The sequence below is a fragment of the Colwellia sp. M166 genome (assembly GCF_024585285.1).
In the GTDB taxonomy this organism is placed as follows: Bacteria; Pseudomonadota; Gammaproteobacteria; order Enterobacterales; family Alteromonadaceae; genus Cognaticolwellia.
Genome location: NZ_CP040755.1, coordinates 4463566 through 4487133 on the forward strand (window position 1 = coordinate 4463566; position 23568 = coordinate 4487133).

Here is a 23568-nt window from a genome sequence, read left to right on the forward strand (position 1 = left end):
GAAAATAAAGTTCTAGCTGCTAACGCGTTCGTTTGCAGCGTCGATTAATGGTTGCGATCCATTTTGAATAAGTGCCAAGTTAGCTGAAACGGTTTTCTTTGGTAATTTACTAATCATCAAAGAGCCGGTTTCAATTGAACCTCTAGTAGCAGCAAATTCTAACAAGTTTTGCCCATTACACTGAATACCATCAAAGATATTACGAATTTTTAATTTATTCGACTTTAAGAATGAACGCATACGCTTCTTGTCGTCAGCGGCAACATACTCACATACACTTTGTGCAATGTCAGCGGCTTGCGCTTTCGGCGCGGTTACAATAGACGTCATAGTTAAAGCAGTAATGGTAGTAACTAGTAATAATTTTTTCATTTTAATAACCTTTTATAATGCAATTAGAGTTAGTAAAAGAAAAAACCACAGGATGTACCTAATAACACGGTAACTCCGCTGTCATAGATAAATATAGTAGTATATAAACCCTTAGACCGGTGGTTTTGCGTAACACGTTTTCGCGTGTCTTGCCTTTTCTTTGTCAATTCCAGTATTACCAAAACTGTGGTAAATTGCAACCCATTTGTGATTAAACGTAAAATACAGAGACAAGAACTGTAAATAAAAGCATTAAAAAACAATGGTTTGATTGATGTGTTACCGGTTTTGTTTGGGGTGCCCATAAGTCATTTAAAAGGTGATAGTGGCAGGGATGTAAAATATAAATGACAAAAAGGGGCTGGGCCCCTTAAGTTAATTATATCACTTAAAAACTTGGAAAAATTTAGAAGGTCATTTCTGGTATTTCACCTTCAATAACTAATTCACCTTCTGTTAATGCTATAATTTCTTCTACCGATACACCTGGAGCACGTTCGAGTAAGTAAAATTTACCGTTTTTGATTTCGATAAAGGCCAAATCAGTTAATACTTTTTTAATGCAGCCTTTGCCAGTTAAAGGTAAAGTGCAATCACTGAGTAACTTAGAGACACCGTGTTTAGATGCATGGGTCATGGTCACGATAATATTATCAGCACCGGCCACTAAATCCATGGCTCCGCCCATGCCTTTAATGAGCTTACCCGGGATCATATATGATGCAATGTTACCGTTAACATCGACTTCAAAAGCACCTAATACCGTTAAATCAACATGACCGCCACGGATCATGGCAAAAGACTCAGCTGAGTCAAAAATTGACGCGCCAGTTGCCATTGTAACGGTTTGTTTGCCAGCGTTGATTAAGTCAGCATCAATTTCAGCTTCAGTAGGGAATTGTCCCATGCCGAGCAGGCCATTTTCTGATTGCAACATCACTTCCATACCTTTAGGCACGTAATTCGCTACTAAGGTTGGAATACCGATACCTAAATTAACGTAGTAACCATCTTGCAGTTCTTGTGCAACGCGTTGTGCTAGTTGTTCTCTTGATAAAGCCATAAATTACTCCTTTTGCCTATGCGTCGCTGCGAACAGTGCGCTGCTCAATGCGTTTTTCAAATGTGCCTAAAATTAAGCGGTTTACATAAATACCCGGGGTATGAATGTGATCAGGGTCTAACTCACCTGGCTCAACAATTTCTTCGACTTCTACCACGGTAATTTTACCGGCCGTTGCAGCTAACGGGTTAAAGTTACGCGCCGTTTTTCTAAACACTAAATTACCGTAACGGTCGGCTTTCCATGCTTTGACAATGGCAAAGTCGCCTTTAATTGCTGGCTCTAAAATGTAATGTCTACCATCGAATTCACGCTCTTCTTTACCTTCAGCAACGGGGGTGCCGTAACCTGTGGCAGTATAGAAAGCAGGAATTCCAGCACCACCAGCACGCATTTTTTCGGCTAATGTACCTTGAGGGGTTAATTCAACTTCAAGTTCACCGTTCATCATTTGACGTTCGAATTCTGCATTTTCGCCAACATACGAGGCAATGATTTTTTTGATTTGACGATCAGGAAGTAGAATACCTAGGCCGAAATCATCAACGCCACAGTTATTTGAAACTACAGTTAAGCCTTTAGTGCCTTTACGTTTAATTTCACTAATTAAGTTTTCTGGAATGCCACATAATCCAAAACCACCAGCAATTACCGTCATATTGTCTTCAAGACCCGCCATCGCTTCTTCATAGCTTGACACTACCTTGTCAAATCCTGCCATTGTTTATTCCTCATTGATAAGTTTTTATTGTTACTTTTAGCGCTACTTTAATAGCTACTTTTATTTTTACTTATGTTTTTATATCAGAGCTTAGCGATATCGCTAAGCTCCGTTTTTAATTTAATCTATTTAGCACGGTATGCCGTTGACACTTTCGATACTGGCGCTTTACCCAATTTGTCACTAATAAACCAACCTGCGGCCAATAGCTTGTCAAAATCAATACCGGTATCTATACCTAAACCATTAAGCAGATATAAAACGTCTTCGGTGGCAACATTACCTGATGCACCTTTAGCATATGGGCATCCACCTAAACCTGCAATAGCACTATCGACCACCATAACACCGGCTTGTAATGCCGTGTAAATGTTTGTTAACGCTTGGCCATACGTATCGTGAAAGTGTACCGCTAATTTATTCATCGGCACACGTGTGTTTACCGCTTGGATCATTTTAGCTACGCTCGTCGGAGTGCCAACACCAATCGTGTCACCTAACGATATTTCGTAACAGCCCATGTTGTAGAGTTTCTCTGCAACCATAGCCACTTGCTCAGGTTCAATAAAACCATCATATGGACAACCAACAACGCATGAAACATAACCGCGTACCCGAATGTTTGCTGCTTTTGCTGCCTGCATTATCGGTTCAAAGCGTTGTAAGCTTTCTTCGATTGAACAATTAATATTTTTCTGACTGAAAGCTTCGGATGCGGCGCCAAAAATTGCAACTTCATTGACATTAACTGCCATTGCCGCCTCAAAGCCTTTCATATTAGGAGTTAATGCTGCGTACGTAACACCTTCTTTGCGTTTAATACCATTGAAAACATCGCTAGACGTAGCCATTTGTGGCACCCATTTAGGTGAAACAAAGCTACCGCTTTCAATATAGTTGACACCAGCATCAGCCAGCTGCTCAATTAAAGCTATTTTGTCTTCAGCACTAATCTGTACTTTCTCGTTTTGCAGGCCATCCCGTGGTCCTACTTCAACAATTTTTACCTGAGTAGGCAATAAAGAGTTTGCTAGGTTAGTCATTATGCTTCCTCGGCACTAAAGGCAATTAATTCAGCACCACCGTCAACCATATCACCTTCGTTATAGTAAATTGTATCGACAACGCCATTACTTGGCGCACGAATAGTGTGCTCCATTTTCATCGCTTCCATGATCATCAGCGGTTGATCTGCAGTGACGGTATCGCCTGCCTTGACTAATACCGCGACCATAGTGCCGTTCATTGGTGCGACTAAACCGCCATGATTATCATCGCTACTGTTGTCACCACAATCAGGTAAAATATGCGTGAAGTTAAAAACACCATTTTGATGATAAAGGCTAATTTGTGTGCCATTTTTTGCGATGGTTGCATGACTGCGGTAACCGTCAATGCTGACATATAAGGTATCTTTATCGATGCGACCTTGGCAATCTACCGTTTGTCCATCAACAGTGATCAAATAGTAACTGCCGCTACCTTGACGCTTTTGCTCGACAATAATTGGATATTCGCTGCCATTATGCGCCAATACCATATGATGAATGCTGGCCTCGTTTAAGCGCCAAGCATTAGTCATGTTCCAAGGTGAAAACGGGTCATTATTTTTCGCCGCGTTAAGCTGTGCTTGATGTGCTTGCGACAATACTAAATATAATGCTGCCATTGGTAACTCGCCAGCTAACACTTGTTCACTTTCATGGAAAATAATCGCTTGGTTTTTCTCAATAAAACCGGTGTCGATATCGGCGTTAACAAACGGCGCCGAGGTCGCCAAGTTGTAGAGAAAATCAATGTTGGTGGTAACACCACTGATACGATATTCAGATAACGCTTTTGCCATGCGCTGCAAAGCTTTTTCACGGTTTTCATCCCAAACAATTAACTTAGCAATCATCGGATCGTAAAACACGCTCACTTCGTCGCCTTGGCGAACACCAGTATCAACACGAACAAACTCACTTTCTACCGGCGGTTGTAAGAAATCTAAGGTACCGGTTGCAGGTAAAAAGTCATTATTTGGGTCTTCAGCATAAATGCGAGCTTCAAACGCATGACCAGTAATTTTTAGTTCATGTTGTGCTTTAGGTAAAACTTCACCAGCAGCTACGCGTAGTTGCCATTCAACCAAGTCTTGGCCAGTAATTAATTCAGTAACAGGGTGTTCTACTTGTAGACGGGTGTTCATTTCCATAAAGTAAAATGAGCCGTCAATATCAAGTAAAAATTCAACCGTACCTGCACCTTGATAACCAATGGCTTGAGCAGATTTTATCGCGGACTCACCCATTTTAGCGCGAAGTTCTTCACTCATGCTAAAGGCTGGAGCTTCTTCAATTACCTTTTGATGACGGCGTTGTACAGAACAATCGCGCTCAAAAAGGTAAACGGCATTTTGGTGATTATCGCAAAATACTTGAATTTCAACATGGCGTGGTTGTGTTAAGTACTTTTCAACCAACATAGTATCGTCGCCGAATGAAGATTTAGCTTCACGTTTAGCCGCAGCGAAGCCTTCCGAAAATTCATCCTCACTCCATACTTGACGCATACCTTTACCACCGCCACCAGCGGTCGCTTTTAGTAAAACTGGGTAACCCATATCGTCAGCAGCTTTTTTAATAACGGCTTCTGATTGGTCATCACCGTGGTAGCCAGGCACAAGGGGTACTTGAGCAGCTTCCATTATGTTCTTAGCAGCAGATTTTGAGCCCATGGCTTCAATTGCGGCAACTGGAGGACCAATAAAGGTAATACCTTCAGCCGCACACATGCGACAGAAACCGGCATTTTCTGAAAGAAAACCGTAACCTGGATGAATAGCCTGTGCGCCTGTACGTTTAGCCGCTTCGATGACTTTTTCAGATAACAAGTAACTTTCACGAGAAGGCGAGCCGCCAATATGAATAGCTTCATCAGCCATATTGACATGTAAAGCGTCAGCATCAGCATCAGAATAAACAGCGACAGTTAAAATGCCCATTTTACGAGCCGTTTTAATAACACGACAAGCAATTTCGCCGCGGTTGGCAATTAGTATTTTAGTAAACATGAGTTTATCCTTCGCCTTTATTTAATAATTTTTTTTGTGAAACGTTTTGTGGCGTTAATGCAGCTTGCCAAGTAGGTTGGCGTTTCTCGAAAAATGCCGTTAAGCCTTCTTGACCTTCGCTTGATACGCGGATTGCCGCAATACGTTCACTGGTCATATCAATCAGTGTTTCATCGATATCTTGATAAGCGACATCAAGTGCTAATTGCTTAGCTTGGCGCACCGCTAACGGGCCATTTGCGAGTAATGTTTGTGTCATTTTCTCCACTGCAGCGTCCAAGTCTGCCACTGGTAGTATTTCGTCAACTAACCCTAACTGTTGGGCTTTATCAGCAAAGAATCGCTCAGCAGTTTGGAAATAACGTCGACTGGCTTTTTGACCAATGGCATTCACTACATACGGGCTAATGGTGGCTGGAATTAACCCTAATTTAACTTCACTTAAACAAAAGCTAGCTTTTTCGCTGGCCAATACAATGTCACAACAACTGGCTAAACCGACTGCACCACCAAACGCTGCACCTTGTACTTTGGCTATGGTAGGTTGTGGTAAAAAGTTAAGATTTTTTAACATTTGGGCGAGCGCGTTTGCATCAGATAAATTCTCTTGATAAGAATAAGAGGCCATACGCTTCATCCAGCCTAAATCAGCACCAGCAGAGAAGCTTTTTCCGGTTGACGCAAGCACCATCACCTTGATGTCATCACATTGAGCAATATCATTAAATAGCTGACTTAAGGCAGCAATAATCGTGTCATCAAAGGCATTATGCTTATCAGGGTTGTTCATGGTAACGGTTGCTACGCCGTTACTATCAACATCAAACAAGACTTTTTCGCTTGGACTTTTTATATGTCTGGGTGTAAACATCGTCAACTTACCTCTACATTCTAAACAGACCAAACTTGGTCTCTTCAATCGGTTTGTTTAATGATGCCGAAATAGCTAAGCCAAGCACTTGACGTGTATCTGCGGGGTCAATTACGCCATCATCCCATAAACGGGCTGAAGCATAATAAGGGTGACCTTGATGTTCGTAGTCATCAATAATCGGTTGTTTAAAGTCAGCTTCTTCTTGCTCGCTCCATTGCTCACCACGTTTTTCTTTTTGGTCACGTTTTACTTGTGCTAATACGCCGGCGGCTTGTTCGCCACCCATCACAGAGATACGTGAATTTGGCCACATAAATAAGAAGCGAGGATCATAAGCTCGACCACACATGCCGTAGTTACCGGCACCAAAGCTACCACCAATTAAAATAGTGAATTTTGGTACTTGTGCGGTGGCAACCGCAGTGACCATTTTAGCGCCGTGTTTTGCGATACCACCGGCTTCATATTGTTGACCGACCATAAAACCGGTGATGTTTTGTAAAAATACCAGTGGAATTTTTCGTTGTGCACAAAGTTCGATAAAATGAGCGCCTTTTTGCGCTGATTCACCGAATAATATCCCATTGTTAGCAACAATACCGACAGGGTAACCGTAGATATGTGCAAAACCACAGACTAAAGTTGTGCCGTATAAGGCTTTAAATTCGTCGAATTCACTGCCATCAACCACGCGAGCGATAATTTCACGCACATCGAAAGGCTGACGAGCGTCTTTTGGTACGATACCGTAAACTTCTTCTGTGGCATATGTAGGCTCAGCCACTGCTTTAATGGCCATTTGCACTGGCTTAAGACGATTTAAATTACCAATCGCACTACGCGCAATTTCTAATGCATGGTGATCATTTTGTGCCATGTGATCAGCCACACCAGAGGTGCGACAATGTACGTCTGCGCCGCCTAAATCTTCAGCACTCACCACTTCACCGGTCGCGGCTTTAACTAATGGCGGGCCTGCAAGGAAGATAGTGCCTTGTTCTTTAACAATAATTGATTCATCGGCCATGGCAGGAACGTAAGCGCCACCTGCGGTACATGAGCCCATAACAACCGCTATTTGCGGAATGCTTTGCGCTGACATATTGGCTTGATTGAAAAAAATACGACCAAAATGTTCTCTATCAGGAAAAACATCGTCTTGATTCGGAAGATTGGCACCGCCTGAATCAACTAAGTAGATACAAGGTAAGTTGTTTTCTTGCGCGATGGTTTGGGCACGTAAATGCTTTTTAACGGTAAGTGGATAATAAGTACCACCTTTAACGGTCGCATCGTTAGCAACAATAATACATTCTTGGCCACCTACGCGGCCAATACCGGTGATAATACCGGCGGCAGGAACGTTATCGTCATATACCTCATAAGCGGCTAATTGTGATAACTCTAGAAATGCAGAGCCAGAGTCGAGTAGGGCATAAACACGATCTCTTGGCAGTAACTTGCCGCGCGATAAGTGACGTTCGCGACTGCGCTCACCGCCACCAAGCTTTATTTCTTCGAGTTTAACTTTTAAGTCATCAACTTGCAGTTGCATATGAGCAGCATTTTCGATGAACTCAGGGCTGCGGGGATTAATTTTCGATATTATCTTAGCCACGGTATAACCTTCTGTTTGTTGTACTTTTACTTCGTTAGCGTCTTTGAGTTAACAATGCACATTGATATTGTTCGATTGCACTACTTACGTGTTGTTAATCGTTTTCAATAGTAATAGTCACTGGGGGTAATCTTTATGATCGTTACCTTTGAATCATTCGACTTTTCTCGAAGCCAATGGCGCGCGTTCAAGGAAAAAATACTAAGCATAGTTGCCTATGTGTATTTATGACGAAGAAATCGCGCTCATTGGCAATGAGAGAAAGTTAAATTAAACTGATTCGTTAAATAGTTCACGACCTATCAGCATACGACGAATTTCTGAGGTACCGGCACCAATTTCATATAACTTAGCATCACGTAATAAACGGCCCGCAGGAAATTCGTTGATATAACCGTTACCGCCAAGTAACTGAATCGCATCTAGTGCCATTTTTGTTGCAAGTTCTGCTGAATATAAAATAACACCGGCGGCATCTTTACGCGTGGTTTCACCGCGATCGGCTGCCATGGCACATAAATAAGCATAAGATTTTGCTGCATTCATTTGCGTGTACATATCAGCAACTTTACCTTGAATTAATTGAAATTCGCCAATAGCTTGACCAAATTGCTTTCTGTCGTGAATGTAGGGCACAACTAAATCCATACAGGCATCCATAATGCCTAACGGACCGCCGGTTAGCACTAAACGTTCGTAATCTAAACCAGACATTAATACGCGAACACCTTTGCCTTCTTCACCTAAAATATTTGCGGCAGGTACTTCACAATCTTGGAAAACTAATTCACAAGTATTAGAGCCACGCATCCCTAATTTGTCGAGTTTTTGATGACGAGAAAAACCAGGGTAATCGCGTTCAACGATAAAGGCAGTAATACCTTTAGAGCCAGCACTGGTATCGGTTTTGGCATAGATAATAAATACGTTGGCGTCAGGACCATTGGTGATCCACATTTTGTTGCCATTAAGAATGTATTTGTCGCCCTGTTTTTTAGCCGAAAGCTTCATGCTAACAACATCAGAACCGGCATTTGGCTCAGACATCGCCAATGCACCAATATGTTCGCCCGTACAAAGCTTTGGTAAGTATTTAGCTTTTTGTTCATGGCTACCATTTTTGTTTAACTGGTTTAAACATAGGTTAGACATAGCACCGTAACTTAAGCCTACAGAGGCAGATGCACGTGAAATTTCTTGCATAGCAACCATATGCTCTAAGTAACCTAAACCAGAACCACCATATTGTTCATCTACTGTCATACCTAATAAACCTAAGTCGCCAAACTTGCGCCATAAGTCGTTAGGAAATTCATTATCAATATCTATTTGTGCTGCACGCGGCGCAATTTCGTCACGAGCAAATGCGTTGACGGTATCGCGGATCATGTCAACCGTTTCGCCTAAGTTAAAATTCATTGATGAGAAAGTAGAAATCATAGTAGTACCTTTAATAATTATTGGTCGTGTTAACGCGTTTACTTCAATGCGTTAGCTGTTAATTTTTTATTCATTGTTTATGTATCGATAGACGCCAATGCGTTTTGACAGTTCTTTTCTAAGCCCGTCAACTCAATCAATACCGCTTGTATATCTTCTAGTTGCTGATTTAAATCATTTTTCTTAGTAGAAATTAAATCCATAATGGTTTTCAATTGTGTCGCACTTGATTTGTCAGCATCATAAAGTTCAAACAAACGACCGGTTTCTGCTAATGAAAACCCTAAGCGTTTACCACGCAGAATTAACTTTAGTCGAACTCTGTCTCTTTGGTTATAAATTCTTGTTTGACCTTTACGAGTTGGCAGTATCAAGCCTTGATCTTCATAAAAACGTATACTGCGGGTAGTAATGTCAAATTCTCGGGCTAATTCGCCAATAGAGTAGGTGACTGGATTCTTATTGCTCATTGTTATCACTCACAGTTAACTCGCTTTTTCATCTATTGGATACCTTACAATAAGTTTACGTTAACGTAAAGTGCCAGTGCGAGGTTATGTCATTTTCAAATAACTGAGTCATACGTGAAGAGTTAATTGCTTATGCTGCTGTAAAGAATGGTGGTCAATTTAGCGAAAAATTTATCTTGTAAGACTAAAGAACCATAAAGTTTACGTTGGCGTAAAGCAAAATATGGGGTAATCTGTTGCGCAATTCTTATCGATGTTTGTCTTCATTTATCTAACAAATATCGAGTTATGTCGAACAACACATTGTCGGAGAGCCTTATGTCAACTCAAGATCCTATCGTTATTGTTGCTGCTAAACGTACCCCTATGGGTGGTTTTATGGGCGGTTTATCAGCAGTTAGTGCTACCACTTTAGGGGCCACGGCTATTCGTGGTGCTATGCAAGCGGCAAATTTATCCAATGATCAAGTAGATGAAGTGATCATGGGTTGTGTATTGCCTGCTGGCTTAAAGCAAGCACCTGCACGCCAAGCTGCATTAGAAGCCGACTTAGATCTTTCTACGGCTTGTACCACAATTAATAAAGTTTGTGGCTCAGGTATGAAAGCGGCAATGCAAGCACATGATGCATTATTAGCAGGTTCAATTGATATCGCTATTGCTGGTGGCATGGAAAGTATGACCAATGCGCCGCATTTATTACCTAAAGGGCGTTCAGGTATTAAAATGGGGCACGGTCAAGTACTTGATCATATGATGACAGATGGTCTTGAAAATGCTTATGACGGTGTTGCCATGGGTTGTTTCGCACAAGAAACTGCTGATCAGTCAGCATTTAGCCGTGAAGATATGGATGCTTACGCGATTCGTTCTTTAGAACGTGCCAATGCCGCGATAGCTAGTGGTGCATTCGTTAATGAGATAGCGCCAGTAACGATTAAATCTCGTCGTGGTGATTCGGTTTTCGATATTGATGAGCAGCCAGGTAATGCACGTCCGGATAAAATTCCTAGCTTGCGTCCAGCCTTTAAAAAAGACGGTACTATTACTGCCGCTAACTCAAGCTCAATCTCTGATGGCGCCGCGGCATTAGTTATGATGAAGTTATCAGAAGCAAAAAAACGTGGTTTAACACCACTCTGTAAAATTGTTGCACATGCAACTAATTCGCAAAAACCTGCAGAATTTACCGTCGCCCCAGTAGGCGCTATGCAAAAAGTTTTAGCGAAAGCTAACTGGACAGCAGCAGACGTTGATTTATTTGAAATCAACGAAGCCTTTGCCATGGTAACTATGTTAGGTATTAAAGCATTAGACTTAGATGTTGAAAAAGTGAATGTTAACGGTGGTGCTTGTGCACTAGGTCATCCGTTAGGTGCTAGTGGCGCACGTATTATGGTGACATTAATTCACGCCTTGAAGAATAGAGGCTTAAGTAAAGGCCTAGCATCGTTATGTATTGGTGGTGGTGAAGCGACGGCGATCGCAATTGAAATGATGTAAGACAATCATTTAAGTTGAAGCCCACAATGATGTGGGCTTTTTTGATCCAAGCGTTTAAAGGGGTATTGTGCTTGTTATATCAACGCTCAATTTATGCTTATTTAGAGTATTAGAGAACCGGAGTAATATTGAACTATGTATATTGGAAAATGTTTGTGTGGTGAAATCGAAATAAAAATCACAGGTGAAATCAGCGATATTATTCACTGCCATTGTTCTTTATGTAGAAAAAATAGTGGAACTGCCTTTGCAACTAATGGATTCATCAATGTGACTGATTTTGAAATTACATTAGGTAAAGATAATTTAAGTCAATTCTCTTTCAAACCGGGTAGAAATCGACACTTTTGTGCTCGCTGCGGTTCACCTGTTTATAGTTCTAATGAACAAGATCCCTCTCGTTACCGGATAAGACTGGGAATTTTAGATTCTGATATTATTGAACGACCTATTTCTCATAACTTTGTTTCGTCAAAAGCAAACTGGGAAGAATTAGATGCTAAGTTACCAAAGTATGATTTATTTGAGCCTAATCGGAAGTAATCATCTAGCCAAGAAATACAAAAATTTTGTTTTTTATCTTATTGATTTTAATCTATAAATTTTTTATTAAAGGGTAGGTGTTTAGTTAATATTGGTTAAGATCGTCTAAAATATAGGTGGTTCTCTTTTTACTTCATTATTAAAATCTGAAGTTTATTTGTACCAGTCGATCCATAATAATTTGATTTTAAAGTTGTTATTTAGGTGCTAGATTTTCTTAATTTGGCTTACCGTATACTAACCCATTTATATAGTCACAATGCGTAAACAAGGATGATAGTATGATGTTTAAAAATGCTTTTGTAGCAACGCTTGCTGCACTTTTTACGGCTAGCGTACAAGCAGATACTGTAGGTTTATATCTAGGCGGCCAAATCTGGCAAAGTGAATTCACTGGAGGGTTTGGTAAAGAAAGTGCACTAATTGATTTTAACTATAAAAATGAACAACAAAGTAGTTTCTTTGTTGCCGTTGAGCACCCTTTTCCTTTGCTACCAAATTTACGCATTTCGTATACTAATTTTGATACCAGCAGCCAAACTAATTCAACGAAAGAGTTCAGCTTCACTGAAGGTACGTCTCAAATCGTTCATGAAACTCGTATTGATAGCGATGTTGAGACCCGTTTCAATGTCGGTTATGTCGATTACACGTTATATTATCAATTATTAGATAATCGTTCCTTTTCATTAGACTTAGGTTTAACTGCCAGGAATTTTGATGGTGCTATCACGGTTACTGAGGATATTACGACGGTTAATGATTGGAGTGATATATTTGGTAACCCTTATACATTTACACGTAACGATATTTTTACAAATGAAATAAAAACTAACGATATTGAGCCTATGCTCTATATTGCCTCCAATATTGGCTTGCCGCTAACCGGGCTCAGTGTATTTGCCCAAGGTGATTTTTTATTGAAAGGTGACCGTACAATTTCTGACTATCAAGTTGGCTTAATGTACGATTTAATTGACAGCCAGATGATAGATTTTAACGTGACCTTCGGGTATAGAACCGTGAAAATGGAATTTAAAAGTTCAGAGGATTTATTTAGCGACTCTGAAATTAAAGGTGTTTTTATCAGCATGATTGCACACTTCTAAAGATTAATTATTTTTCATAGCGCTATAAAAACTAATGAAATTTTTAAAGTTGGGGTCTTGTAATTCTTTTTTTTAAGACTTAAAACGGCTCTGACCCTTTTTATTCCCCTTTAGCCTTTTAAGAAGTGCAAGCAATAGTACCCATAAACCACGCAAAAAGGACAGTCACTCTAAATATTTAGAGTGACTGTCCTTGTTAATTTTTAAAGGTATTTTAACGCAAATTGCGAGTATATTTAATATGAGTCATGCGTAATTCTTGGTCACAGGCTTACAGGGTTTCACTAAAGCTATCACGAGCACAGCTAACGATAAATGGGATATTGTTCTTGAAGCTGATGAAGCGTACTTCTTCTTTAAGTACAGCTCTGAAACAGTTAGAGCTAACACAAAAAGAAATTATTGCTAAAGAAAAAATGGCTGCATTGGGTTTACTCGTTGCTGGAGTGGCGCATGAAATTAACTCGCCATTGGGCGTTGCTATTTTGGGAGCTTCAGTGGTTGAAGAAACTTCCTATAAGTTGCATGAAAAATTAAATAATAGCACCCTATTTAAAGAGGATTTAAGCGCTGGTTTCACGACAATTTTATCTTCAGTTAAAGCGATGAATTTTAATTTACATCGGGCTGCTGAGTTGGTACACAGTTTTAAAGAGGTAGCGGTCGATAGAAGTACTGATGATATTCGAGAGTTTATGCTCTCGACATGGATTCATGAATTGATCAATAGTTTGATGCCGATGTTAAATAAAAAATCAATTTCAGTGAAGTTAGAACTACCTGAGCAGCCCATTATTATCACCACATGCACGAGTAAATTAGCTCAAGTGTTATCTAATTTGATCACTAATGCTTCAATTCATGCTTTTCCTAAAGATGTTGTTAATGATAATAAGCTCATCACGGTAAAAATTAATGAAGCAAATGATAACGTGCATGTTTTTATTCAAGACAACGGTGTCGGGGTCGAGCAAAAAAATATAGAGGCTCTTTTTGACCCATTTTTTACAACTAATCGAAGTGAAGGTAATACGGGGCTTGGCTTAAGTATTAGCCGCAATATTATGACAGAAAGTCTGCAAGGCTCAATTGATATGACTAGTGTGCTTGAACAAGGAAGTAAGTTTAGGATAATACTGCCTAAAGTCATTGCTTTTTCAGCCCGAGCATAACTGTTTTAATCATACTAAAGTTGGCAACATCGCTAAGTAAGTATGAGCTTATATACCCAAGTGTTTTGGGTATACAACAAAACAGCAGTAGCTAGTAACATAGGTATCGACATTATGAACGCTTATCTTAAATGTAAGCTTTCATTAGTAATGTTAGATCAATGCTGCTAAACATTGACTTAAGTAACGCACCCAAACACTAAATTAAAAACTCAGCTCCCATATCAATAATAGTGCTATTTGGGCTAGTTTAATAACGCCATAATCTTTGTCCCATAAAGCTCAAGCTTTGTTTTACCAATACCATTAATGTCTAACAGCTGCTCTGCATTTTTGGGATTTAATTTGGCGATATCCATCAAGGTAGCATCATGAAAAACAACAAATGATGGGACATTTCTTTCTTTTGCCCATAATGCCCGCTGCTGTTTAAGCTGTTCAAATATGGCTTCTTCTTGTGCAGATAAATGACTATCGTTAGCTTGTTTCGATTTTCGCGTCGGTTTTGCTTTACTATATTTTTGTACCTTAAGCTGTATAGCACATTCACCTTTTAATAACGGTCGAGATTTTTCCGTTAATTTTAAAGCGCCATAGTCCATTTCAACCGCTAAATAACCCATTGAAATGAGTTGTCTGAAAACCGTTTGCCATTCAGCGGCTGTATGCTCATTACCAATACCAAAAGTAGAAAGTAGCTGGTGATTTAAGTTAGTAATTTTAGCGGTTGTTTTACCGAGCAGTACATCAATTTGATGGCCAACACCAAACCTTTGACCTGTTCTGTAAACGGTAGAAAGTGCTTTTCTAGCGGCAGCTGTGCCATCCCAGGTCACTGGCGGATTCAAGCAATTATCACAATTTCCACAAGGCTGTGCTAACGTTTCACCGAAATAGTGTAGTAGCACTTGTCGACGACAATCACTCACTTCGCAATAACCTAGCAGAGCATCTATTTTTCGTTGAGTAATAAACTTGAACTGTTCATTGCCATTGCTTTGACTGTTCATTTGCTTAAGTTTAATGACATCTTGCATACCATAAGCTAACCAAGTATTTGCTGGCATGCCATCACGGCCTGCACGCCCGGTCTCTTGATAGTAGGCTTCGATACTTTTAGGTAAGTTTAAATGCGCGACAAACCTAACATCGGGCTTATCAATACCCATACCAAAGGCTATGGTAGCAACAATGATAATGCCGTCTTCTCTGAGGAAGCGTTGTTGGTTGTTATCTTTAACATGGTTAGCTAAACCCGCATGATAAGGCAAAGCTACTTTTCCGTGTTCAGATAGCCATTGTGCGGTGGTTTCAACTGACTTTCTTGAAAGACAATAAACGATACCTGCGTCGTTGTTATGCTCGGCATTGATAAACTTTAATAGCTGTTCTTTGCTATTCTTTTGTTCACTAATACGATATTGAATATTAGGTCTGTCAAAACTATGGACGAAAATTTTAGCAGCATTTAAATTTAATACCTGAACAATTTCGTCTCGGGTTCTCATATCTGCGGTTGCTGTTAAGGCAATTTTAGGTGTGTGGGGATATCGATGACTGATAATAGAAAGTTGTTGATATTCAGGCCTAAAATCGTGACCCCATTGTGAAACACAGTGCGCTTCATCAAAGGCAAATAGTGCAATAGTGATATTATCAATAAGACTAAGAAAATAATCACTTAATAATCTTTCTGGCGCTACGTACAATAAATCGACGTTACCTGATTTTATGAGCTGTTCTACACGATTTTGTTCTTCATGGTCTTGTGATGAGTTTAAAAACTCTGCTTTTACACCTTGTAAGTTCAAAGCATCAACTTGATCTTTCATTAATGCGATAAGCGGTGACACTACAATACCAACGCCATCACGCACTATCGCCGGTATTTGATAGCATAATGACTTTCCACCACCGGTTGGCATAAGCGTAAAAACGTCATTTCCTTGGATTAATTCACTAATTATTTTCGCTTGTTGATGCCGAAAATCAGCGTAACCAAAAATATTTTGTAAAACTGATTTTGCCGTGTTGATATCCAAATTGCGTTCCTTTTAAGCGAGAGACAAGTCAGTGAAACTCAAGAGCAGAAATTAAGTAACATTAATAAAACTAGCCGTTAATTAAGTTTCTAGCCTCAAATGAACGGTTAAAAATTAAAGCTAAATAACTTTATAATATAACGTGAGTAGACTAATCAGCCATTTTACCTAGTACTGTCTTCACTATAAAGTACTGGATGAGAATGTTAGCAAGTAAGTCTTAATAATTGATAACATTATTGAGTGTTTGATTAACTATTTTAGTGATTCTGAGTTAATTAGCGTTAGTGCAGAACTAATAGCGAGTAAATAAAAGTTAAGATTAGCTATATATTCAGGGCAAAACTCAATAGCACCCGTTTACCGGATTCAATTTTTGAGACACTGTGCTCGTACTTATCCGGACGAAATAAATAAACCCGATCAAATAAATTTATAATACAGTTCGAGCATTCAAAAACACCACCAGATTTGGGCTGTACTAAGACAAAATTAAGTTTGTAATATCGGCCTTGTTGTACAGGGTCGCTATGCTTCATCACGCTATGGTTAGTCGGATAGGTGACATAATTGATAGAGAAAACTCTACTACTAAAAATTGCTTTATTTGTTACTTTTGCCATTTTATTTTTGCCATTATTGTCGCTTTCATTATTTTTTGTCTGTTGTAACTGTAAGTTATTATCTGAAGACAACTAGAGGTAAATCGTTAGATGTATACCCAAGCCACTTGAAGATGCGGGATTCAGCAAGTGGTTTGGATATAGGTATCGACTCTGAATAAAATACGGTAAAAATTAAGACTAGCCATTAATTATTGGTAACACGCATCAGTGCTTAGTATGTTGGGATAGATCCGTCTATTTGCAAGCTCTACAACCAAGCTCTGCAATCTTATCGGTAACCATTGTCAGTCGCTAGCAATAGAAGTCTTTATGAACTATGACGAGAATCACGATATTGTTTTGGTGATATACCGACTAATTTTTTGAATAGCCTAGAAAAATAATACGGGTCGCTGTAGCCAAGTCCACTAGCAATATCTTTAATAGCAATGTCACTGTTATCAAGTTGCGAACAAGCATGTTGAATTTTCATATTGATAAAGTGTTGAATAGGAGAGCTGTCGGTTAGCTCTTTGAATTTTTTCGCAAAATGAAATTTTGATAGCTGACTATAATGGGCTAGCGTGTCTAAGCTTAATTCTTGATGCAAACTGTTGCGCATTAAAGCTTCTACCGCTTCTAGATCAAAGCTGGAGCTATTATTAAACATGGTTAAACGTAACTGTAGGGCGAGAAAACTCAAAGCTTGTTGCAAAATATGTACGGCATGGATGACATTTGTTGCCGTGTAGCCACGTGCGCCTAGCGCCAATAAATGATCGAAATCGCTGACAATATTTTTTAACACCCCCACATGTGCCACACCATTATCCATCTTCATTAATAATCGCTCTGCAAAATCTTGTGCTAGCGTACCGGTGAAGTTGATCCAGTAAACAATATTGTCTGTATTTTTGTTGTCACGACTATTTAATTGTTTTTCACCATGACTAAGTTGCTTCGAGGATTTTTTCGTTTTACTCAACGTAAAAGTAAACGGTGTGTTGGGGTTGATAATAACAAGATCGCCACGTTTTATGACTCTTTCCTTCCCTTGATACGCTAATTTACCCGATCCAGACAAACAGTAGATCAAGCTGTGGCAATGGCTATTCATTTGCTGAAGTTTGTAATTGTTATTGGCTTGCGTTATGCCGAGCGATATGGGATACAAGCCATCGGTTAAGCGATGTTTTGATAATTTTTTCAATAAAAATACCGGAATAAACAAGCGAATATCAGCGGGATTTTTTAATGTGCTATTTAACATTTTATCCTAAGTTGTTTTATATTTTTATTGAGTGGTCTAATCACAATATAGTCCATTAAATTAACAATAAAATCAATGTTCATTACATTTTTAGTGTGGTTTAATTTTATCATTGAGTTTCCATTATTAACTTTTGCGACTAAAACTAGGGCTGTAAGGCTTCATAAGTTGTAAGGGCTGAGATAATTATTGCTTCGATAACGTCGTGTTTCGCTCAGTAAATTTATTACTGTGAACTTATTACGTATAAGTTAAATAGGCGTTATGAAAAAGCGGTTTTGATAAATAAGAGAGTAAAAGATGAATACTGAAAGATATCAGTTAAAAAACAAAATCCGTATTGTTACGGCGGCATCTTTATTTGATGGCCACGACGCGGCTATTAATATCATGCGTAGAATTTTGCAATCAAGTGGTGCAGAAGTTATTCATCTTGGTCATGACCGTAGTGTTGAAGAAGTGGTAAATACGGCTATTCAAGAAGATGCCAATGCTATCGCGATGACATCTTATCAAGGGGGTCATAATGAATATTTCAAATATATGTATGACCTGTTAAAAGAACGTGGTTGTGAGCATATTCGTATTGTTGGCGGTGGTGGCGGTGTCATACTGCCTGATGAAATTAAAATGCTACAAGATTACGGCATTACTCGTATTTATTCGCCAGATGATGGTCGTGCCCTAGGTCTGCTTGGCATGATTGACGATATGCTTGAACGTTGCGATTTTAAAACTGGCATCAACGTTAAAAAAGATGATGTCGCCAATTTAAAGAAAGATGTGCCACTGCAGGATAAAAAGCAAGCGATTGCTCGTTTGATTTCTGCAGCAGAAAACGCACCACAAGAAAACAAAACCGACCTTGAAAAAATTCGCAAAATTGCCGCGGTAAGTAAAACGCCCGTATTGGGTATCACAGGTACCGGTGGTGCTGGTAAATCATCATTAGTTGATGAGCTTATTCGCCGCTTTTTAATGGCAACTGAAGATAGCAAAATAGCGATTGTCTCAGTTGACCCGTCAAAACGTAAAACTGGTGGTGCCTTGCTAGGTGACCGTATTCGTATGAATGCAGTAAATAACGACCGTGTATATATGCGCTCGTTAGCAACGCGTCAATCAAATTTAGCTTTGTCAGTTTATGTGCATGACACCCTAGATATCTTAAAAGCGACTGACTTTGATTTAATTATTTTAGAAACCTCAGGTATTGGCCAGTCAGATACTGAAATTGAAGAGCATTCAGATGTGTCGTTATACGTTATGACACCAGAATACGGCGCAGCAACACAGTTAGAAAAAATCGATATGTTAGATTTTGCTGACATTATCGCGTTGAATAAATTTGATAAGCGTGGCGCATTGGATGCTTTACGTGATGTGAAAAAACAATATAAACGTAACCGTGGCATGTTTGAAGCCGGTGATGATGAAGTACCTGTATATGGCACTATCGCGTCACAATTTAATGACCGTGGTATGACTGAACTTTATAATGCGGTGATCACTGAGCTAAATACTAAATCAGGCTTAACGGTTGGAGATCTGTTATCTACTGAAGGCACACTAGCAAACAAGAGTAGTGTGATACCGGGTAACCGTATTCGTTACTTATCTGAAATATCAGAAAGTAACCGTGGGTACGATGCTTGGGTTGAAAAGCAAACAACCGTTGCACAAAAACTTTATGGTATTCATCAAGCCATTGAAACAGCAAAAGAAACCGATACCGAGGTGTCTTCAGGTTTAGTTGCTCAACTTGAAGCATTATATACCCATGTCGAGTTAGACTTAGATCCTAAAAACAAATTACTACTTGAGCAATGGGCCACTAAAGTTCAACGTTATAAAGACCCTGAATTTAAATTTAAAGTACGTGATAAAGAACTTGCTATCCAAACGCATTCAACGTCGTTGTCTGGTAGCGCTATTCCAAAAATAAGTATGCCTAAGTACCAAGGTTGGGGTGACATTCTTAAGTGGAACTTGCAAGAAAATGTACCAGGTGAATTTCCTTATACTGCCGGTTTATTCCCATTCAAGCGTGAAGGTGAAGACCCAACACGTATGTTCGCGGGTGAAGGTGGCCCGGAACGTACAAACCGTCGTTTTCATTATGTTTCGAAAGGTATGCCAGCTAAACGCTTATCAACAGCGTTCGACTCTGTAACCTTATACGGTAATGATCCTGCTATTCGTCCTGATATTTATGGAAAAATAGGTAATGCTGGTGTGTCTATTTGTTGTTTAGATGATGCGAAGAAACTCTACTCGGGTTTTGATTTAGCGCATGCTATGACCTCAGTTTCAATGACCATTAATGGTCCGGCGCCGATGTTATTGGGTTTCTTCTTAAATGCCGCGATTGATCAACAATGTGAACGCTTTATTGTCGAAAATGGCTTAGAAAAAGAAGTTAACGCCACTATTGCTAAAATTTATAAAAAGAAAGGCTGTGCACGCCCAAGTTATCAAGGTGAATTACCTGAAGGTAATGACGGTTTAGGCTTAATGCTTATTGGTGTTACTGGCGATCAAGTATTGCCGCCAGAAGTTTATCAAGCGATAAAAGCAAAAACTTTAACCTTAGTACGTGGCACAGTTCAAGCGGATATCTTAAAAGAAGATCAAGCGCAAAATACTTGTATTTTCTCCACTGAATTTGCCTTGCGCTTAATGGGTGATGTACAAGAGTATTTCATCGACAAAGGCGTGCGTAACTTCTACTCAGTGTCTATTTCTGGTTATCATATTGCTGAAGCCGGCGCTAACCCAATTACTCAGTTGGCATTAACTTTAGCGAACGGTTTTACTTTTGTAGAATATTACTTAAGCCGTGGCATGGATATTAACGAGTTTGGTCCTAACTTATCGTTTTTCTTCTCAAATGGTATTGACCCTGAGTACGCAGTAATTGGTCGAGTGGCTCGTCGTATTTGGTCAAAAGCAATGAAGAATAAGTACGGTGCCAATGCGCGTGCACAAATGTTGAAGTACCACATTCAAACATCAGGTCGTTCATTGCATGCACAAGAAATTGATTTCAATGATATTCGCACGACACTACAAGCGCTTTACGCGATAAATGATAACTGTAACTCTTTGCATACTAATGCTTATGACGAAGCGATTACCACGCCAACTGAAGACAGTGTTCGACGTGCGATGGCGATTCAATTAATTATTAACCGTGAATTAGGTTTGTCGAAAAATGAAAACCCAATTCAAGGTGCTTTCATTATTGAAGAGTTAACCGACTTAGTTGAAGAAGCGGTGTTAACTGAATTTGATCGTATTAACGAACGTGGCGGTGTACTTGGTGCGATGGAAACTATGTACCAACGTGGCAAAATTCAAGAAGAAAGTATGCATTATGAGCACTTAAAGCATTCGGGTGAATTCCCAATTATTGGGGTAAATACTTTCTTAAGCTCAACGGGCTCGCCAACCGTTGTACCTGAAGAAGTTATCCGCGCCACAGAAGAAGAAAAAACTTATCAAATTGAGATGTTAGCCAGTTTAAATAAAGCTAATGAAGCAGAAGTAGAAGTATTACTTAAGCGTTTACAAACCGCAGCAATTAAACATGAAAACATTTTTGAGTTAATGATGGACGCTTGTAAAGTTTGTTCATTAGGTCAAATTGTGAGTTCATTGTTTGAAGCTGGCGGCCAGTATCGTCGCAACATGTAATCGCTGTATTTTTGTTAGTCGATATAAATATTTAAGTAAAAGGTGAGTACGAATAATGAGTAATTATCAAGCGCCGATGCGTGATATGCAATTTCTGTTACATGAAGTTTTCAAAGCCGAGCAGTTATGGGCAACCATGCCTGCTGTGGCAGAGCTGATTGATAAAGACACCGCCGATGCCATTTTGTCAGAAGGGGCTAAGTTAACCTCTGAAGTTATTGCACCTTTAAATCGTAATAGTGATGAACAAGGTGCGACATGGTCTAACGGCGATGTAACAACACCCGATGGTTTTGCTAAAGCATATCAACTGTATTGTGAAGGTGGTTGGGGCTCATTAAGTGGCGATCCCGAGCATGGCGGCATGGGTATGCCAAAAATGTTGCAATCGTTTGTTGAAGAAATGACACAATCGGCTTCTATTTCATTTGCGCTGTACCCTATGTTAACTGCTGGCGCTAGTTTAGCGCTGTCGGCACATGCTTCAACCGAAATGAAACAAACTTACCTGGAAAATATGTATTCAGGTCAGTGGGCCGGCACCATGTGCTTAACTGAACCTCATGCGGGTAGTGATTTAGGCATCATGACGGCAAAAGCAGAAGCGCAAGCTGATGGTAGTTTTGCTTTATCTGGCACTAAAATATTTATTACTGGCGGTGAGCAAGATTTAACTGAGAATATTATTCATTTAGTACTCGCTAAAATACCGGGCGCGCCAGAAGGTCCTCGTGGTATTTCTATGTTTGTAGTGCCGAAATTTTTATTAAACGATGATGGCAGCTTAGGCGCTAGAAATACCGTTACTTGTGGTTCAATCGAACACAAAATGGGTATTAAAGGCTCGGCTACTTGTGTGATGAACTTTGATGGCGCTAAAGGCTTTTTAGTTGGTGAAGAAAACAAAGGCCTAAACTACATGTTCACCATGATGAACTATGAACGTTTAGGCATGGGCATTCAAGGCGTTGGTGCAGCAGAAACCTCTTATCAGCAAGCGGCAGAATACGCCATTGAACGTATTCAAGGCCGCAGTGCTAATGGTGTAAAATCAGCGGATAAAAAAGCCGATTCACTTATTGTGCATCCTGATGTACGAAAAATGCTGTTAACCATGCGTGCTTTTAACGAAGGCGGCCGTTGTTTTTCTACTTATGTAGCTAAACAGCTCGATATTGTTAAGTTTTCTGCTGATGAAGCCCAAAAAAAACAAGCTGAGCAGTTAGTGGCTTTGTTAACGCCAGTGGCAAAAGCATTTATGACTGACATGGCTTATGAAAGCTGTAATCTTGGTCAAATGGTCTTTGGTGGTCACGGCTATGTGCGTGAATGGGGTCAAGAACAATTAGTGCGTGATGTACGTATTGCGCAAATTTATGAAGGCACTAATGGTATTCAAGCACTTGATTTATTAGGACGAAAAGTTGCAGCGAATAAAGCTAAGTTTCTTGATGTTTATGTTGCAGAGATCAACACCTTCATTGAAAAAAATACCCAGCAACAAGCTTTAGATAATTTTGTTAAGCCTTTAGCTAACGCTTTAAAGAAGCTTAGCACGGTTACTGAGTTGATCATCACTGAACAAGCTCATGATAAAAGTATGGTTGGCGCCTCAGCAACTGACTATTTAGCGGCTTTTGGCTTAGTTAGTTATGCCTACATGTGGGCGTTAATGGCAGAAAAATCATTAGATCAAAATGATGATGATTTCTACCAAGCCAAGCTATATGTTGGTGAATTTTTTATGGAAAGGTTATTGCCAAGAATTGATGGTCATATTCTTGCCATTGAAGCGGGAAGCAAAAGTTTAATGAGCATGCCGGAAGGGCTGTTTAATTATAATCACTAATGAATGTAGTCATTTCTAGAGTTGAACCGCTAAGTATGGCTTTGCTCTAGAAATACTGAAAATAGTATTAGCAATCGGTTCAGTTTACGTATTAAAAGTTCAGGTTATTTAGCCACTATATTTAGCTACTGTATCTAGCTACTGTATCTAGCTACTGTATCTAGCT

General features: G+C 39.6%; 18 protein-coding genes and 1 riboswitch. Of the genes, 6 read left to right on the plus strand and 12 right to left on the minus strand.

The features are described 5' to 3' along the window. Positions 1-12: 12 nt before the first annotated feature. The 9 genes from FGD67_RS20145 to FGD67_RS20185 all read right to left on the minus strand — a co-directional run bounded on the left by FGD67_RS20145 (position 13) and on the right by FGD67_RS20185 (position 9613). Positions 13-372: a DUF3718 domain-containing protein gene (locus FGD67_RS20145; protein ID WP_257172805.1), complete on the minus strand. Its 360-nt coding sequence runs from the start codon at positions 370-372 to the stop codon at positions 13-15. 65 nt (positions 373-437) lie between these two features. Continuing rightward, a riboswitch (cyclic di-GMP riboswitch) is annotated at positions 438-536 on the minus strand. A 242-nt stretch (positions 537-778) separates the two neighbouring features. Next, positions 779-1435: a 3-oxoacid CoA-transferase subunit B gene (locus FGD67_RS20150; protein ID WP_257172806.1), complete on the minus strand. Its 657-nt coding sequence runs from the start codon at positions 1433-1435 to the stop codon at positions 779-781. Between the two features lie 16 nt (positions 1436-1451). After that, positions 1452-2156: a CoA transferase subunit A gene (locus tag FGD67_RS20155; RefSeq protein ID WP_257172807.1), complete on the minus strand. Its 705-nt coding sequence runs from the start codon at positions 2154-2156 to the stop codon at positions 1452-1454. Positions 2157-2281: 125 nt separating this feature from the next. After that, positions 2282-3199, minus strand: a complete 918-nt coding sequence (locus tag FGD67_RS20160; RefSeq protein ID WP_257172808.1) for a hydroxymethylglutaryl-CoA lyase — start codon at positions 3197-3199, stop codon at positions 2282-2284. Further along, positions 3199-5211: an acetyl/propionyl/methylcrotonyl-CoA carboxylase subunit alpha gene (locus tag FGD67_RS20165; protein ID WP_257172810.1), complete on the minus strand. Its 2013-nt coding sequence runs from the start codon at positions 5209-5211 to the stop codon at positions 3199-3201. The genes FGD67_RS20160 and FGD67_RS20165 overlap by 1 nt, the downstream gene beginning before the upstream one ends. Before the next feature lie 4 nt (positions 5212-5215). Continuing rightward, entirely contained in the window at positions 5216-6082 is an 867-nt protein-coding gene (locus FGD67_RS20170) for an enoyl-CoA hydratase/isomerase family protein (RefSeq protein WP_257172811.1), read from the minus strand. A 13-nt stretch (positions 6083-6095) separates the two neighbouring features. Next, positions 6096-7703: a carboxyl transferase domain-containing protein gene (locus tag FGD67_RS20175; protein WP_257172812.1), complete on the minus strand. Its 1608-nt coding sequence runs from the start codon at positions 7701-7703 to the stop codon at positions 6096-6098. Positions 7704-7973: 270 nt separating this feature from the next. Then, on the minus strand, positions 7974-9143 hold the full coding sequence (locus FGD67_RS20180) for an isovaleryl-CoA dehydrogenase (RefSeq protein WP_257172813.1): 1170 nt from the start codon (positions 9141-9143) through the stop codon (positions 7974-7976). Positions 9144-9220: 77 nt separating this feature from the next. Further along, the gene (locus FGD67_RS20185) at positions 9221-9613 is read right to left on the minus strand and encodes a MerR family DNA-binding transcriptional regulator (protein ID WP_257172815.1); all 393 of its coding nucleotides are present in this window, start codon (positions 9611-9613) and stop codon (positions 9221-9223) included. Between the two features lie 318 nt (positions 9614-9931). Here FGD67_RS20185 and FGD67_RS20190 point away from each other — a divergent pair, with 318 nt between their 5' ends. The 4 genes from FGD67_RS20190 to FGD67_RS20205 all read left to right on the plus strand — a co-directional run bounded on the left by FGD67_RS20190 (position 9932) and on the right by FGD67_RS20205 (position 13940). Beyond that, positions 9932-11116, plus strand: coding sequence for an acetyl-CoA C-acyltransferase (locus FGD67_RS20190; protein WP_257172816.1), 1185 nt, complete (start codon positions 9932-9934; stop codon positions 11114-11116). A gap of 135 nt (positions 11117-11251) precedes the next feature. Beyond that, entirely contained in the window at positions 11252-11659 is a 408-nt protein-coding gene (locus tag FGD67_RS20195; RefSeq protein ID WP_257172817.1) for a GFA family protein, read from the plus strand. Between the two features lie 281 nt (positions 11660-11940). Further along, positions 11941-12768, plus strand: a complete 828-nt coding sequence (locus FGD67_RS20200; RefSeq protein WP_257172818.1) for a TIGR04219 family outer membrane beta-barrel protein — start codon at positions 11941-11943, stop codon at positions 12766-12768. A gap of 338 nt (positions 12769-13106) precedes the next feature. Then, positions 13107-13940, plus strand: coding sequence for a sensor histidine kinase (locus FGD67_RS20205; protein ID WP_257175177.1), 834 nt, complete (start codon positions 13107-13109; stop codon positions 13938-13940). Between the two features lie 245 nt (positions 13941-14185). Here FGD67_RS20205 and recQ read toward each other — a convergent pair whose 3' ends face one another. The 3 genes from recQ to FGD67_RS20220 form a co-directional block, all read right to left on the minus strand. Continuing rightward, positions 14186-15982: a DNA helicase RecQ gene (gene recQ / locus FGD67_RS20210; RefSeq protein ID WP_257172819.1), complete on the minus strand. Its 1797-nt coding sequence runs from the start codon at positions 15980-15982 to the stop codon at positions 14186-14188. 326 nt (positions 15983-16308) lie between these two features. Continuing rightward, entirely contained in the window at positions 16309-16605 is a 297-nt protein-coding gene (locus FGD67_RS20215) for a 2OG-Fe(II) oxygenase (RefSeq protein WP_257172820.1), read from the minus strand. Between the two features lie 310 nt (positions 16606-16915). Then, positions 16916-17857 (minus strand): AraC family transcriptional regulator, encoded by a 942-nt coding sequence (locus FGD67_RS20220; RefSeq protein WP_257172821.1) that lies wholly within the window; start codon positions 17855-17857, stop codon positions 16916-16918. Positions 17858-18157: 300 nt separating this feature from the next. On the opposite strand from FGD67_RS20220, the gene FGD67_RS20225 reads away from it, so the two are divergent. Together FGD67_RS20225 and FGD67_RS20230 are read left to right on the plus strand one after the other, a co-directional pair. Then, positions 18158-21553: a methylmalonyl-CoA mutase family protein gene (locus FGD67_RS20225; protein ID WP_257172822.1), complete on the plus strand. Its 3396-nt coding sequence runs from the start codon at positions 18158-18160 to the stop codon at positions 21551-21553. A gap of 55 nt (positions 21554-21608) precedes the next feature. Next, entirely contained in the window at positions 21609-23402 is a 1794-nt protein-coding gene (locus FGD67_RS20230; RefSeq protein WP_257172823.1) for an acyl-CoA dehydrogenase C-terminal domain-containing protein, read from the plus strand. Positions 23403-23568: the final 166 nt, after the last annotated feature.

Coding starts and splice junctions, on each gene's coding strand:
- FGD67_RS20145 (WP_257172805.1), bottom strand. CDS start 372: ATGAAAAAATTATTACTAGTTACTACCATTACTGCTTTAACTATGACG.
- FGD67_RS20150 (WP_257172806.1), bottom strand. CDS start 1,435: ATGGCTTTATCAAGAGAACAACTAGCACAACGCGTTGCACAAGAACTG.
- FGD67_RS20155 (WP_257172807.1), bottom strand. CDS start 2,156: ATGGCAGGATTTGACAAGGTAGTGTCAAGCTATGAAGAAGCGATGGCG.
- FGD67_RS20160 (WP_257172808.1), bottom strand. CDS start 3,199: ATGACTAACCTAGCAAACTCTTTATTGCCTACTCAGGTAAAAATTGTT.
- FGD67_RS20165 (WP_257172810.1), bottom strand. CDS start 5,211: ATGTTTACTAAAATACTAATTGCCAACCGCGGCGAAATTGCTTGTCGT.
- FGD67_RS20170 (WP_257172811.1), bottom strand. CDS start 6,082: ATGTTTACACCCAGACATATAAAAAGTCCAAGCGAAAAAGTCTTGTTT.
- FGD67_RS20180 (WP_257172813.1), bottom strand. CDS start 9,143: ATGATTTCTACTTTCTCATCAATGAATTTTAACTTAGGCGAAACGGTT.
- FGD67_RS20185 (WP_257172815.1), bottom strand. CDS start 9,613: ATGAGCAATAAGAATCCAGTCACCTACTCTATTGGCGAATTAGCCCGA.
- FGD67_RS20190 (WP_257172816.1), top strand. CDS start 9,932: ATGTCAACTCAAGATCCTATCGTTATTGTTGCTGCTAAACGTACCCCT.
- FGD67_RS20195 (WP_257172817.1), top strand. CDS start 11,252: ATGTATATTGGAAAATGTTTGTGTGGTGAAATCGAAATAAAAATCACA.
- FGD67_RS20200 (WP_257172818.1), top strand. CDS start 11,941: ATGATGTTTAAAAATGCTTTTGTAGCAACGCTTGCTGCACTTTTTACG.
- FGD67_RS20205 (WP_257175177.1), top strand. CDS start 13,107: ATGAAGCGTACTTCTTCTTTAAGTACAGCTCTGAAACAGTTAGAGCTA.
- FGD67_RS20215 (WP_257172820.1), bottom strand. CDS start 16,605: ATGGCAAAAGTAACAAATAAAGCAATTTTTAGTAGTAGAGTTTTCTCT.
- FGD67_RS20220 (WP_257172821.1), bottom strand. CDS start 17,857: ATGTTAAATAGCACATTAAAAAATCCCGCTGATATTCGCTTGTTTATT.
- FGD67_RS20225 (WP_257172822.1), top strand. CDS start 18,158: ATGAATACTGAAAGATATCAGTTAAAAAACAAAATCCGTATTGTTACG.
- FGD67_RS20230 (WP_257172823.1), top strand. CDS start 21,609: ATGAGTAATTATCAAGCGCCGATGCGTGATATGCAATTTCTGTTACAT.